General features: G+C 44.0%; 11 protein-coding genes. 5 read left to right on the top strand and 6 right to left on the bottom strand.

Translation table 11 applies throughout. The features are described from left to right. Positions 1-97 precede the first annotated feature (97 nt). Together EP13_RS04195 and EP13_RS04190 are read right to left on the bottom strand one after the other, a co-directional pair. Positions 98-1,087, bottom strand: a complete 990-nt coding sequence (locus EP13_RS04195) for a LacI family DNA-binding transcriptional regulator (RefSeq protein WP_044056169.1) — start codon at positions 1,085-1,087, stop codon at positions 98-100. Positions 1,088-1,242: 155 nt separating this feature from the next. Further along, the gene (locus EP13_RS04190) at positions 1,243-4,257 is read right to left on the bottom strand and encodes a TonB-dependent receptor (protein ID WP_044056168.1); all 3,015 of its coding nucleotides are present in this window, start codon (positions 4,255-4,257) and stop codon (positions 1,243-1,245) included. A gap of 488 nt (positions 4,258-4,745) precedes the next feature. On the opposite strand from EP13_RS04190, the gene EP13_RS04185 reads away from it, so the two are divergent. The 3 genes from EP13_RS04185 to EP13_RS04175 are packed head-to-tail and all read left to right on the top strand — an operon-like array spanning position 4,746 to position 7,996. Continuing rightward, on the top strand, positions 4,746-5,330 hold the full coding sequence (locus EP13_RS04185) for a gluconate 2-dehydrogenase subunit 3 family protein (protein ID WP_052364281.1): 585 nt from the start codon (positions 4,746-4,748) through the stop codon (positions 5,328-5,330). A gap of 18 nt (positions 5,331-5,348) precedes the next feature. Further along, positions 5,349-7,076 (top strand): GMC oxidoreductase, encoded by a 1,728-nt coding sequence (locus EP13_RS04180; RefSeq protein ID WP_044056166.1) that lies wholly within the window; start codon positions 5,349-5,351, stop codon positions 7,074-7,076. Continuing rightward, positions 7,076-7,996, top strand: coding sequence for a sugar phosphate isomerase/epimerase family protein (locus tag EP13_RS04175; protein ID WP_044056165.1), 921 nt, complete (start codon positions 7,076-7,078; stop codon positions 7,994-7,996). The genes EP13_RS04180 and EP13_RS04175 overlap by 1 nt, the downstream gene beginning before the upstream one ends. Before the next feature lie 241 nt (positions 7,997-8,237). On the opposite strand, the gene EP13_RS04170 is transcribed toward EP13_RS04175, so the two are convergent. Beyond that, positions 8,238-8,639 carry an ion channel gene (locus tag EP13_RS04170; RefSeq protein WP_044056164.1) on the bottom strand — a complete coding sequence of 134 codons (402 nt, stop codon included), beginning with the start codon at positions 8,637-8,639 and terminating at the stop codon, positions 8,238-8,240. Positions 8,640-8,751: 112 nt separating this feature from the next. Between EP13_RS04170 and EP13_RS04165 the strand changes: the two genes are divergently transcribed. Next, the gene (locus EP13_RS04165) at positions 8,752-9,294 is read left to right on the top strand and encodes a DUF305 domain-containing protein (protein WP_044056163.1); all 543 of its coding nucleotides are present in this window, start codon (positions 8,752-8,754) and stop codon (positions 9,292-9,294) included. 205 nt (positions 9,295-9,499) lie between these two features. Here EP13_RS04165 and EP13_RS04160 read toward each other — a convergent pair whose 3' ends face one another. Next, positions 9,500-10,591, bottom strand: a complete 1,092-nt coding sequence (locus EP13_RS04160) for a mechanosensitive ion channel family protein (RefSeq protein WP_044446287.1) — start codon at positions 10,589-10,591, stop codon at positions 9,500-9,502. A gap of 211 nt (positions 10,592-10,802) precedes the next feature. On the opposite strand from EP13_RS04160, the gene nagA reads away from it, so the two are divergent. Next, complete coding sequence (gene nagA / locus EP13_RS04155; protein WP_044056162.1) at positions 10,803-11,924, top strand: N-acetylglucosamine-6-phosphate deacetylase; 1,122 nt, start codon at positions 10,803-10,805, stop codon at positions 11,922-11,924. A gap of 20 nt (positions 11,925-11,944) precedes the next feature. Here the strand turns inward: nagA and EP13_RS04150 are convergent, their stop codons facing one another. Then, complete coding sequence (locus EP13_RS04150) at positions 11,945-12,898, bottom strand: PA2778 family cysteine peptidase (protein ID WP_044056161.1); 954 nt, start codon at positions 12,896-12,898, stop codon at positions 11,945-11,947. A gap of 4 nt (positions 12,899-12,902) precedes the next feature. Continuing rightward, complete coding sequence (locus EP13_RS04145) at positions 12,903-13,283, bottom strand: PA2779 family protein (protein WP_044056160.1); 381 nt, start codon at positions 13,281-13,283, stop codon at positions 12,903-12,905. Positions 13,284-13,316 lie beyond the last annotated feature (33 nt).

The raw sequence follows: 13,316 nt of genomic DNA, 5'->3' as shown, positions 1-13,316 counted from the left end.
GGGCCACCATTTTTCTATATACACCTTCACCACTGTGTGCATAACCAAGCATGATGTAAATCTGATTATCATTAACTAATAACGAACAACCTCACATTTATTTCAAAGCGCTGGTGCTATCTCTAATGATGATTTCATAGGGAAGAATATATTCGGAAAAGCTGGGCTGTCTCCCATCAATTATGCGAAACAAAAGTTCGGCGGCTTTTTCTCCCATCTCAACTGCGGGTTGCCTTATTGTAGTCAACGACGGATCGCAATAACTCGACACATCAAGATCGTCAAATCCTGTTATTGATATATCCTCAGGTATTCTAAGACCTTGTTCTTTAATCCCCTTCATTGCTCCTATCGCCATTTGATCATTTGCGCAAAAAATAGCTGTTGGCCTATCTTCCATTTTAAGAATATGGCGCACCGCATTTAACCCAGACCAATATTTAAAATCGCCTTCTACTACTAAGTTTTCTTCGTAGCTTAGGCCTGCTTTTTCTAGCGCTTGGCGATATCCTTGAAGCCTTTCCTTCGAATGAGCGTTATCTCGAAGCCCCGAAATCACGCCTATTCGTTTATGGCCTAGATTGATGAGGTATTGCACCATTTTTTGTGCCGCATCAATATTATCGATACGAACAGATAAATAGGGCGTGCCCTCGCAGCCAGCAGCATTTATCGCTTTAACGTCTTTCATAGGCAGCAACGCATTTTTAGAATGTGGCGTAAGTTGAATAAGCCCATCAGCTTGTCGGGTTTCCACTAACCGAATAAACTCTTCTTCTCGGTTCATGTTGTCTCGAGTATCCCCCAACAGCACATTATAGCCATGCTTGGCAGCAGTATCTTCAACACCGCTTATAAGCGTCGCAAAAAATAGATTGGCGATGTCAGGCACCAACACCACTATGGTATTGGTTCGCTGCAAACGGAACTTCTGTGCCGATAAATTAGGTCGATATTGAAGTTTCTCAATAGCCTTATTGACTCGTAAAAGGCTTTGTTTTGAAACCATCTCAGGGTTACTTATTGCGCGCGAAACTGTCGCTATTGATAAGCCAGATTCCCTAGAAACGTCTCGGATGGTCGCCATAGTATTTTGATACTTATTGTTATTAACATGGAGGTGATTAAAAGAGTGCTACGGTGTGAAATATCAGATACCTGAAAATCATTCTAACTTTCCCTTTCTGCCAAGTGTAATTCATGGGGAGTACAAAACGTACCCCCCAACAATGATTAGCTAAATTAGAACTTGGCGCGAACGCCTACTATGTATCTTGTTTCATAGTAATTTTGAAAGGCATACTGATCTTCCCATTGCAGGTAGTAATCTTCGTATTCCCCAGTAATATTAGAGCCCTGCGCATAGACAGACATGTTCTCTGTAATGTCGTAGCTGGCAGAAATATCTACGTATGAGGTCGGCGCTTGAAATAGGTTAAGTGCTCCCCACCCGCCTTGGCCAGCTAGTCTTTCACTACGATAATTATAAGCAATACGCGCTTCGAACCTGTCTCCCTGATACCAACCAATAACGTTGAACTGACGTTCTGAGTTATCGGTGAACATGTTCTCTTCACCATAAATATCGGTACCTGCACCTTCGCTAGGCGAGTAAGTGAAGTTCGTGTCTATACCAAAACTAGCGAGTAATGAATCAGGTTCAACTATGTCGCTAAATGCTACTTTAGCGCCAAGTTCGAAGCCTTCAAGTGTTCCACCATCTCCCTGCACCAAGGTAGTTATAGGCACGCTTCTTCTTACAATGCCATCAGCATCTGGCATTTCCATATCTACCGTTTCATTCACAGTAAAACTGTCTATATCAACACGGAAAACAGCGGCACTCACCATACTCGCCTGACCGACGTACCATTCTAGTGACAAATCGTAGTTGGTAGAGCGCCATGGATCGAGTTGAGGATTACCCGCAAGACTTCCACCGGTAACAATGAACTGACCTTGCGTAGGGCTGCCTTCAACTGAATCAAGTGCATTGCTAAGTGCTAAACCTTCACCGTACTGGTTTAGATTTAATGGCGTCATATTTTCAGAGTAAGCAAATCGGGCAATTACGTTGTCAGTAATGCGGTAGGCCAAATTCAATGAGGGTAAAACATCGGTATATTCATTGTCTGAAAGCACATCGCCTACATCAATGGCTGTGGCGCTATACGGTAAATTATCACCGGCAATATTTTGCTTAACAGACAAGTCTGTTTCGATAACTCGTACGCCTACATTACCTGTTAATAAACCATCTAAGCCTTCAAAGTTAGCTTGTAGAAAATAACTCAGCTCTGCCACATCTGCATTGAAGCTGGAACCTGGCACAATTTCTCGGGTTGATTGGCCAAATACGCGATTGTGAAAAGCTTCTGGATCATCATAGTCAGCGGGGTCTACTGCCCATACGGTAGGTATGCCCGACACTGGCCCAAAGTCTGAGACTTGAATAACGTTGTTGTTCTGATCTAATGGAATATTTTCTAACGCGGCATAAGGCATAAATTGACCATCAACAACTTCACCGTCTGAACACGATGGAGCATTTGCACCAAGCAATACATCGGTCGCTTTCCACTGGGCTAAGCAACCTGCAGTTTGCACCGGTGAAAATAGATGATAGCGCTCATAATCGGCACTTCGCTTCCCATAACGGATCCCCGCTTCAATACTAGTAACGAAACCACTTTCAAAGAGATACTTACCTTTCATACTGAAGGCATTAATGTCGCCGTTTGCGTTTTCATTATTCTCAGAGCTATACGCCCCCACATTGTAGCTTCCCAGATTCCCCATATAATCGGCTATTGTCGCGCCATCGCCTAACCCACCAGCAAGAGAACGGTCGAAGCCACTCCATACAGGATGTTCACCGGTTGTATCGTAGGTAAGGTGCGGGTTTTCACTATAACCTAACGCATTAATCGCTTGTAGGCAGCCGCCTTGATCGCCGACTACCTCATCCTCTGGTCTGCACTTATCCGCTGGCACTAGATTCGTCGTACGACCAAGCGTAGTTTGGCCGTTAGTCATATCACCTTCGTTATAACCGTGACGATGCTCCTGTGACGCTCTGCCTATGATTGCTCTAAACTGACCAGTAAATGCGCCACCATTATCGTAATCTAGCTGCAAATTTATATTCGTCGAGCTATTGTTATAAACGTCATTTTGCGTGAAAGACTTCATTCGCGAGGGGTAAAGCTCTGCTTGCTGCCAAGCGTACATTTCGCCACCATCAATCATTGCGCCCGTAGCTCGCTCTTCGGTTGGTTCAAACCAACCTCTAGGGCCCCACTTGTTGGTCGCGCTTAGTCCTACTTTTCGGTTGTATTCTTCTTGCTCTGTGTAAAATACATCAGCGGTAAATATGAAACCTTCTCCTAAATCGACCTGGGTAGAGGAGTTTATCCCTATCCGTTCTCGTTCAGTACCTTGATTCCATGCAGAAAAACCTTGTGCCCCAAGGATCACCCTTCCTTCTCGGCCTGCTACTCCGATATCATCGGCACTAGTTCGGTCAGTCCAACCGGCGTCGCCAGGGTTTGCTGTGTTTAAACCATTATAAGAATTCGCTAAATTCACATTGGCATAGGTACCGGAAAGCATGAAGCCAACTTTCCCGTTTTGCCAGTTATAAAGTGCTGATAAGTTCGGATCATTTGAGGTTGTTTCATCGCCTCGCTGAACCTCTGCAGCACCACTGAATGTTGAACCTTCCTCGAAATCAAATGGACGATAAGTTTTAAGATTCACCGTGCCGGTGATACCCGCATTTCCAAGGTTCGCAGTGGCATTTTTAAATACATCGGCACCACGAAACAAGGGAGAAGGAATATCACTGAAGTTAGGTTGAGTAGATACTACTGAGTTTGCGCCAAGGTACTGCTCACCATTTAGCTGAGTGACAACTTGAGGTAAACCGCGAATGTTAAGCGAACCTCCCTCACCAGCTGTGCGTCGAATTTGAACGCCTGAAATACGTTGCAGTGAATCAGTAATGGTCACATCCGGTAATTTACCGATATCTGTCGCGGCGATAGAGTCGACCACCGTTGCAGCATGCCGTTTGGCAAAAATGGAAGCCTCTTGAGAACCTCTAATACCGCTAACATTAATGACTTCTATATCGTCGAGTTCATCAGATGTCTCAGTTTCCTGGGCTGATGCCGCATAACTTTGTGTTGCAGCTAGAACGCACAATGCTAGTGCGGTTCGTTTGAATCCGTGATGGTGTTTTGAACTGTCTCTCATCTTTCATCCCTTTTAGCGTGATGGCAATATTTCATGAGTCAATGACGTCTAGCGCCACCACAAATGAAACCGTTTTCAGTGATAAAAATGTAAATCACCAAAAGACACTTTTCAACAACAATTCATTTACATATATTTTTTAATTATTTTTTAAAAACCCTCAAAAAACATCACAAAAATCTTAATATTCAAATGGATAAAATTAAAACACCTAAACAATTACAATTATAAAAAGTTCACCCATTACGATAAAACGCACATAAAAAACGACAAATAACTTTACATTTGCGTTACATAATAACCATCAAAGCAACTCACCAACAATAAAAATAATACTTAAATATCAACAATTTAAAATATAATTACAATGTAACACCCTTAAAATCTTGAAACCGGTTACATCAGGATGTAAATTAACAAATAAATCCAAATGAATTTACAGCATTTGAAAGTATCCAATACCTCTCAATTAAATATGTGAGACTAAGATGAACCGTAGAGACTTGATCAAAAACCTTGCGACGATATGCGGTGTAGCGGTTGCCAACTCAATGGTCAGTATCCCTGCACTTGCATCTGCCAAAGCATTTGGTGAAAAGCAAAGTGGAAAATCGCCAACGCTTTTCAGCGGAGATAACCTCGCGATACTTCGCCAAATTTGTGCGCTAACCATTCCTCCAACGGACACCCCAGGAGCAGCAGAAGTAAATTGTCACCTCTTTATCGACCACCAGCTAAGTACTGTGTACTCGTCAGAACAACAGCAATCTGCAATTAACGTCATGTCAGCGATTAATTTGGCAAGTGAAGAAATAAACAAACAATCGTTCGTTAACGCAGATAAAACGTCACAGTTGGCGTTGCTTTCTATGTTGGAAGCCAGCAAGGCACCATTTAGTGAAACGCTAAGGTCTGATTTCAAAACCATCAAGGGCTTAATCGTTTTTGGGTACTACACATCTCAAATAGGTGCAACTAAAGAGCTGACCTATCTCGCCGTTCCCGGCGGGTTCAAAGGCTCAGTCCCCTTAACTACTGTGGGCAGTGCGTTCAGTTCGAAAGCCTATTATTAAGATACGGAAGTCTCAATTATGAATAAAGAAACCTATATTGAAGAATCATCAGAAACCTACGATGCCATTGTTATTGGCTCTGGAATTACCGGTGGGTGGGCAGCTAAAGAGCTCACTGAGAAAGGATTTAAGACGCTTATTATCGAGCGAGGTCGTATTGTAGAGCATCGTAAAGATTACATTAGCGAAGGTAAGCCGCCGTGGGAATATGCTAACCGAACAAAAGTGGATAAGGAACTTGTTGACGAGCAGTTCGCTATTCAAAAGCAGTGTTACGCTTTTCACGATGGTACAAAGCAATTTTTTGGCAATGATAAAGACTATCCCTACACCACCAAAACAGGCACTGAATTTAGCTGGATAAGAGCCAATCAGCTAGGCGGAAAGTCACTGCTTTGGCATCGCCAATCTTATCGTATGAGCCCTTTCGACTTTGAGGCGAATAAACTGGACGGACATGGTAACGATTGGCCAATCAGATATAATGATCTGGCGCCTTGGTATGAGTACGTTGAAAAGTTTGTAGGCATCAGCGGAACATCAGAAAATCTTCCACAGCTGCCAGATAGTGTGTTTCAGCCACCGTTTGAAATGACTAAGCCAGAGAAAGATTTCGCCGCAAAAATGGCAGACGCTGAACCTGACAAGCCGGTTATTATCAGTCGATGCGCACACTTAACCAAGCCTGAGAAAGTTCATGTCGACTTGGGAAGAATGCAATGCATGGCAAGAAACGAATGCCAAAAAGGCTGTTCGTTTGGCGCCTATTTTTCTACTCAAAGCGCGACGTTACCCGCCGCCGCTAAAACAGGTAACCTATTTATTGCCCCGAACAGCGTTGTAGAAAGCCTTATCTACGACGACACCACAAATCGGGTAAAGGGTGTGCGTGTAATAGATAACGACACACTCAAACAACGAGAGTATTTCGGCAAGATTGTCTTCCTATGTGCATCAACACTAGGTTCTACTCAAATCATGTTGAACAGTACCTCAAAAAAATTTCCAAAAGGCATTGCCAATAGCTCTGGTGTATTGGGGCAGTATTTGATGGATCATAATTACAATGCCCTTGTTACAGCCAGTATTGATGGGTACGAACAAGAGTATTACACCGGAAGGCGGCCCGCCTCTTTATACGTTCCCAACTTTCACTATGAACCCAGCCGCTACCATAAAAAGTTCAAACGGGGCTTTGCATTGGCGGGATCAGCATCTCGTGAAGACTGGCAATCTATGGGAACCAGAGACGGCTTTGGCGCAAGTTTCAAAAATATGCTTCACAACCCAGGTAAATGGGGAATTGGCCTGCAAGCCCAAGGTGAAATGCTTCCGCGCCAAGATAACCAAGTTACCCTCCACTCGTCGAAGAAGGACAAGTGGGGTATTCCTCAACTGCATATTAACTGTCAGTGGTCGGAAAACGAAAACCTTATGATGCAAAGTGCATTAGAAGTAGCGTCTTCCATGATGGAAAAAGCAGGGTTTCACAATATTCAAAAACGTATCTTGGGGCAACCGCCAGGGCTAGCGATTCATGAAGTGGGAACGGCTAGAATGGGGCGCGACCCAAAAGATTCGGTTTTAAACGGGTTCAATCAATCTCACGATGTACCCAACCTATTTGTAACCGATGGGGCCAGCTTCTGCTCAACTGGCGTAGGAAATCCATCACTTACCTTTATGGCCATGACAGCACGAGCAGTCGACTATGCTGTTAAAGAAGTTAAATCAGGACGACTCTAATGATATTAAGAAAAAAATACATTTCTTCCATCATGATGCCCTTCGTACTTTGTGCTACTGCCATGATGGCTGGATGCAACAACGACAGCACTATGAATACTAAAACCGAGAATACTGGGCAGCAGATGGAGAGCAAACAGCTAAACGCCACCCTCAATGCGCCCCAAATTAGTGTGCAGCTTTGGTCTGTGAAAGATGCGCTTAAACAAGACTTTAAAGGTACACTCGAACAAGTGGCAGATTTAGGGTTTGATGGAGTGGAGTTTGCGGGCGATTTTGGCCCCTATGACAACGATCCAGCCGCTTTAAAAAACTACCTTTCATCCATTGGGCTAGCGCCAAGTGGTGCGCATGTGTCTGCCGAACTACTTAATAATAATTTTGATGAAATCGTTCAGTTTTATACAGCGCTGGGCGTTACCGATCTCATTATTCCTTGGGATGATCGTGCATTTAATGACGATGATGTAACAGAATTCGTTAGTGAGTTGTCGCGCTTGTCAGAAAAATTAGCCCCTAAAGGAATGAGAGTTGGGTTTCATAATCACGCCGAAGAATGGGCCTCGTATGAAGACACCACGTTTTTTGATTTTATTGCGAATAACACACCTAAGTCGGTGATTCTTCAGCAAGATGTAGGCTGGACAATTCACGCAGACAAAGACCCTATCGCTTTTGTAAAGAGGTACCCAGGCAGGACGATTACCACGCATTTTAAATCTGACGTAGAAGAGGGCAGTAATTTACGCCCAATCATCGGTGAAGATGGTATTAGCTGGTCTGCAATTTACAAAGCGACGGTGGTTAGCGGCGGCGCAAAATGGATTGTTATTGAACAAGAAGAATATCCTGACAACCTATCGCCAATGGAAGCACTTTCTAAATCAAAATCTGGGTTTGATAAGATTATTTCAGAGTAATCTTAGTCACAATATCGATGCGGTGCTTCAGCCGTTTGGAAGCCGAGTTTTCGTATAGGATTTAAGAATAAAGAAAACCACTAAAGCGACAAAGCCAGTCACCCCTGGCTTTGTTTCTCTTAAAACGTCCCATAGTCTTTTTCAAATTTTTATGGAACTTAACAAGACAGGCATAAAACTAGCCATTAGAAACGCCGGCCCTAAGCAGAAAAACACCTCAGAACTCCCCTGCTCCTTCCCTTTACTCATTTATCGTTCTAAATACCTTTTGCGCTGAGCAGCTGATAAGTAAAAAACCAGTGGCAGATTCAATGCCTGCCAACATACGCAAGTCACCGGTAGGCTCAACGCTTCCAAGCCCCAGTGTGGTAATGGTGGTCAGAGAAAAATAAAAAATGTCGGTTAAGGTAGCAGGTTGCCCGAAACCGCCTACTCCTAGCTTCATTGCTATTACATAGGAAAGAGTGAAGATTCCTGCTATCAGAATTTGGCTGACTATCGCAATGGTCACTACAGCGGGCGTTTTTATATACAGGTTTTCGCTTTGCGATTTAATTCTATCCGCAATCCAAGTGATATTTAAAAGATGAAAAAACACCCCTATCAATAGCGTAAAAATTGAAATTATAAGCGCGACTATCACTTCTGCCTCCCTATCGGTATAGAAATTGTAACCACCTTACTACTCGTTAATTTTCGTAGTTAAATCAGAAAATTTTTCAAAGTCCTTTTGGGTTCTAACGTAAGGATTACAGATGAAATACGCAAAATTCTTCGCGATGATAGCAACATCTACCCTCGCCATGTTTGTCATGATGTACTTAAATACCTACGCGGTGTCCCATATATGGTTTAGTGAAACCCGCACATTTATGGCGATATACATGGGCGCGGGCATGGCCATTATTATGCTGGCGTTCATGTTGGGCATGTATACCAACAAGAAGTTAAACGCCGTGATTTTTCTCTCAGCAATAGCGCTATTTTCGCTTAGCCTTTACCTTTTACGTTCACAATCCACGGTATCAGATTCTGCCTATATGAAAGCAATGATACCGCACCACTCCATCGCCATTCTTACCAGTGAGCGTGCCAATATTGAAGATGTTAGGGTGCGCGAACTCGCTAATGGGATCATTAAAGCCCAACGTAAAGAGATAAAACAAATGGAGTGGCTTATTCAAGATATTGAAGACAATGGAAAAGCGCTTAATGCCTCGCAGGCAGAAAATCGCGCTGTGCCCAGTTTTGAAGGGCAGCTAACTAAAAGTAGCGATAAAGACGACAGTAGCAGGTAATACGCTAATACTCGTTTAACAAACTAAACCAGACAGGCATTAAATGGCGCCATTACAACGCATAGCTTTGTATAAACAGGCCTGTCTTATTCAGTGTGAACCGCTAACCATAATGCACGTGGGTACTAAGAGGTTGTGCTGAGCCAAGCAAATTTTGAGCACACCCTTCCCGCCTTCCGAACAGAACGTGAAGTCTAATGCCAGCTTACTCAGGCGTTGCGCTTTGGTGCGGTACCTTAACGCCCTCCTGCTCGGTATTAATGGCAGTAATGGGAAATGGGATAACAATACCTTCTTCATCAAAACGTTTTTTAAGGCTTTTAATAAAAGCACTCTTGATAAAGAAACGGTTAAAATATTCTTTGGTTCTAAGCATAATAGTTAAGTTAATACTTGAATTATCAAAGGTATGAAACAGCACGAATGGCTGATAGGTGTCTACACCATATTCGTGCTCTTTGAGTATTCTTTCGGCAACTTCGATACATACTTTTTCCACTAACTCTAAATCTGAACTGTAGTGAACGCCCACTTCTACAGGCACGGAAAGCTCTCGCTCGGGATAGTAGTAGTTTATTAATTTAGAGTTAGATAATTTACTGTTGGGCATAATCACAATGTTGTTCGGCAGCATTCTTATCCACGTTGAGCGCCACCCTATTTTCTCTACAAAGCCTTGTTCCCCTGAATCCAGTTCAATGTAATCGCCAATACGAATGGGTTTATCCATCACCAGTTGAATACCGGAAAAGAAATTTTCTAGGGTGGGTTGCAGCGCCAATGCCACCGCCAAAGACGTGATGCCTAACGACGCGATAATTGGGGTGATAGACACCCCCATATTGCTCAAAATTATCAATACGGTAAGGGTTGCCAACACTGCTCTTAATGCGCCACCCGCAATCGCACTGGTATTTTTCACCAATGTTGATTGCTCTCGATAGCGTTTAAGTGAGTAAGTGAAAAAGCGCTCTGCGAATAAGAAAAGCGCAATAATGACCCCTGCCTCTACTACGCCATCAAGAAACACAGGCACACGTTGCTCGTGCAGGCCACTCCAAGTGAAAACGTTTCGTGCCAGTAGCAAAAATATCAGCAAAATAACGACGGTGAGGGGCGCATTTAGCGACAACACCAATACTCGATAAATACTCGACATAGAACTGGTTTCTGAGCGAGCCTTCTCTTTCAAACGCACTAAGATGATGCGTTTAACCCCAAACAGCAGAAGTACAACGGCGATTAATGCGCAAAACGTGTAAAACTCTTGTTGCTGAAACCAAGCTGGAAGTTCCATGTAAACTGCGTTCCTCAGGCAAATGTATCGATAACGTGGGTAAACCAAAGCCCATTCTCTTTCCTTTGTACCTGCAAAACCCAAACCAAGCTCAACACCCTGCTTTTTTTATAAAAGAGGAAAACGGTTTTGCTTTTTCCCTCACGCTTGATTGTACTGCTACCCGCCATTCGTTATGCTTTCGCTAAATCGTTATGCATGTTGTTTAATTATGAAAACCTACTTTGCCCCGCGTATGTTCGACGGCAACCAAATGGTGTTAAACCGCCTTATTCACACCAGTGAAAAGCAAATAGAAAAAGTGGAAGACACCACACTTTCTATACCCGAACTTGAGCAACAAGGGGTTAGTATACTTCAAGGTTTACTGGTGCCCGGTTTCATTGATTTACAAATTAATGGCGGGGGCGGTATGCAATTTAACCATACGCCCACCCCTGAGTGCCTGCACACCATGTTTAACGCTCACGCCGCTACAGGCACAAGCGCCATGTTTCCTACTGTGATCACTGATGATATTGATGTGATGAAGCAAAGTGCCGATGCAGTTGCCCAGGTGCGTGCTGAAGGCATTCAAGGGATTGCTGGCGTTCACTTTGAAGGCCCCCACCTTAGCGACAGCAAAAAAGGTATGCACGAAGGTAAACACATTCGCCCCTTAAGTCAGGAAGAAATAGCGATTTATTGCCGCAAAGATATGGGGCAAGTTATTGTCACCGTTGCCCCAGAAACTGTCTCTGGCGAGCAGATTCGCCAGCTTGTGTCTCACGGTATAATTGTATTTTTAGGCCATTCAAATGCCAGTGCTGAGCAAGCTAATGAGGCGTTAAGTGCTGGAGCGATTGGCTTTACCCACCTATTTAACGCTATGTCAGGGTTCACTGGCCGGGCACCAGGGTTAGTGGGCAGTGCAATGGCCTCTGCGGATGCATACGCCGGTATCATTGCCGACATGATCCACGTTAGCCCCATCAGTTTGCAAGCTGCCTATCGGGCGTTGGGTAGTCATCGGCTATTCATGGTAACCGATGCAATGGCGCCCTCTGCCAGTCGTCATATGTCATTTAACTACGGTGATGACACAATTTATTTGAAAGACGGCAAACTCCTTACCTCAAATGGGAATTTGGCAGGGTCGGTTTTAACCCTCGTTGAGGCGCTGCAAAATGCCCATTTCAAGGCTCATATCCCGCTTCAAGAATGCCTAAAAATGCTGACTTCAACGCCCGCTCGCGCCGCCAACATTCACCAGAAATTTGGGGCAATTAAACCGGGCTATGCCAATGCCATGCTGGTTTTAGATGAACATTTAACTGTTCTTCCCATTCCGTAACAGTCTTATTTCACTGGTATTTACGGGCTGTTTTTAGCCGCCAAGCGCTCTTTAAGTGCTAAAAGCTCGCTGTCGTTAGGAAAAGTGTCTGTTGCATTGGCCAATACATTTTTTGCCACTTCCTGCTGGCCTGTCTTTATTAACGCGAGCGCGTAATTGTGCACATAGGGCTTCTGCCCCTTTCCGTACGCGTAACCTTTTTCAAACCACTCACGGGCTAAATCTGGCTGCGTCTCTAAATAGAAGTTTGCTAATAAGAAATAGGCTAGCCATTGGCTGGGCCATTGTTGGGTCGCACTTTGCAAAAACGCTAATGCCTGGGTTTGTTGAATGGGGTTATTTTCTGCCACTTTAAGCATATCGTACGCGGCGCTAACATAGGTAAAGGGCACCATATGTTCGCTTGTTACGCTAGGTGGAACAGGCGCAAGTAACCAATAATTCCCCCGGCCCCAGGTTTTTTCAAAAAGGGAAAATGACATTTCATGGTCTTTTGTCACCCCAGTGTGCAAAGTTATGGTTTTCTTAGTTAAATCAAAGCCGGTTACAACGGCGTAGTGCCATTGGGGTAACAATGAGATGGATAAATTCTGAAAAACAATGACGGGAATATCGTCGCTAATAAACTGCATTATCAGGGTAAGCGAACCTTGGGTTTGGTAAGGTAGGTATTGGTACTGGCGGGTGGCCGTCACCATTTCTAACTGCAAACTCCCTTCTTTGTCGGGAATAAAAATTTTAGGTGCAATATCATTGGCGCTGACTGACGTACCATAAAAGCCAAATACTTCAGCGAGTGTCGTGGGGCCGCAATAATATTGCTGTTGCGCAATGAAAGGTACATTATCGATTTGGTGGGCGCTCACCAACCCCACAGGCGTGGCCTTGGCCAATTGGTCGGTTTGAGGTGTCCCTTGACACCCGGCTAACACTAAAAAGCCTGCAACAATGCAGGCTTTAACAATAGGCTTCATACTTCTAGCTGTTCACTGGGCGAATAAATGGGTACACATCGGTGACGCCCACTAAATCTAGAATAGCAATAATGGCTAAAACGGTAAGCACCGCACCCACAACGCCACCCGCTGGCGCTTGATTAAGCTCTTGATTAAGCTTTGCGATTTCACTTTCAGTCATGCCATTAATACGCGCCACCGCATCATTACTGTCTACCCCTAAACTCATAAGTTTATTTTGCACATCTTCGCGGCTAACCATGGCAAGAAGTTGTTGCTTATTGTACTGTGCAGACTGAGTTTGCATTACGCTATCTGAACTAATCGCTTCCGCGTGCACATTACCTGCTACTAATACTAGCGCACTCAGCGCGCCCGCTAAAAACTTCGTTAAAATCTTCATGAAATACCTTTTCCAATGTTATTTATTAAACTT

Origin of the sequence: Alteromonas australica (genome assembly GCF_000730385.1) — a bacterium.
Lineage (GTDB): Bacteria > Pseudomonadota > Gammaproteobacteria > Enterobacterales > Alteromonadaceae > Alteromonas > Alteromonas australica.
Note: the sequence above shows the minus strand (reverse complement) of the source record. Positions and strands in the feature narration are given on the sequence as shown.

Excerpts from the sequence above, each read along its gene's own strand:
- EP13_RS04195 (WP_044056169.1), bottom strand. The coding sequence starts at position 1,087 with ATGGCGACCATCCGAGACGTTTCTAGGGAATCTGGCTTATCAATAGCG.
- EP13_RS04190 (WP_044056168.1), bottom strand. The coding sequence starts at position 4,257 with ATGAGAGACAGTTCAAAACACCATCACGGATTCAAACGAACCGCACTA.
- EP13_RS04185 (WP_052364281.1), top strand. The coding sequence starts at position 4,746 with ATGAACCGTAGAGACTTGATCAAAAACCTTGCGACGATATGCGGTGTA.
- EP13_RS04180 (WP_044056166.1), top strand. The coding sequence starts at position 5,349 with ATGAATAAAGAAACCTATATTGAAGAATCATCAGAAACCTACGATGCC.
- EP13_RS04175 (WP_044056165.1), top strand. The coding sequence starts at position 7,076 with ATGATATTAAGAAAAAAATACATTTCTTCCATCATGATGCCCTTCGTA.
- EP13_RS04165 (WP_044056163.1), top strand. The coding sequence starts at position 8,752 with ATGAAATACGCAAAATTCTTCGCGATGATAGCAACATCTACCCTCGCC.
- EP13_RS04160 (WP_044446287.1), bottom strand. The coding sequence starts at position 10,591 with ATGGAACTTCCAGCTTGGTTTCAGCAACAAGAGTTTTACACGTTTTGC.
- nagA (WP_044056162.1), top strand. The coding sequence starts at position 10,803 with ATGAAAACCTACTTTGCCCCGCGTATGTTCGACGGCAACCAAATGGTG.
- EP13_RS04150 (WP_044056161.1), bottom strand. The coding sequence starts at position 12,898 with ATGAAGCCTATTGTTAAAGCCTGCATTGTTGCAGGCTTTTTAGTGTTA.
- EP13_RS04145 (WP_044056160.1), bottom strand. The coding sequence starts at position 13,283 with ATGAAGATTTTAACGAAGTTTTTAGCGGGCGCGCTGAGTGCGCTAGTA.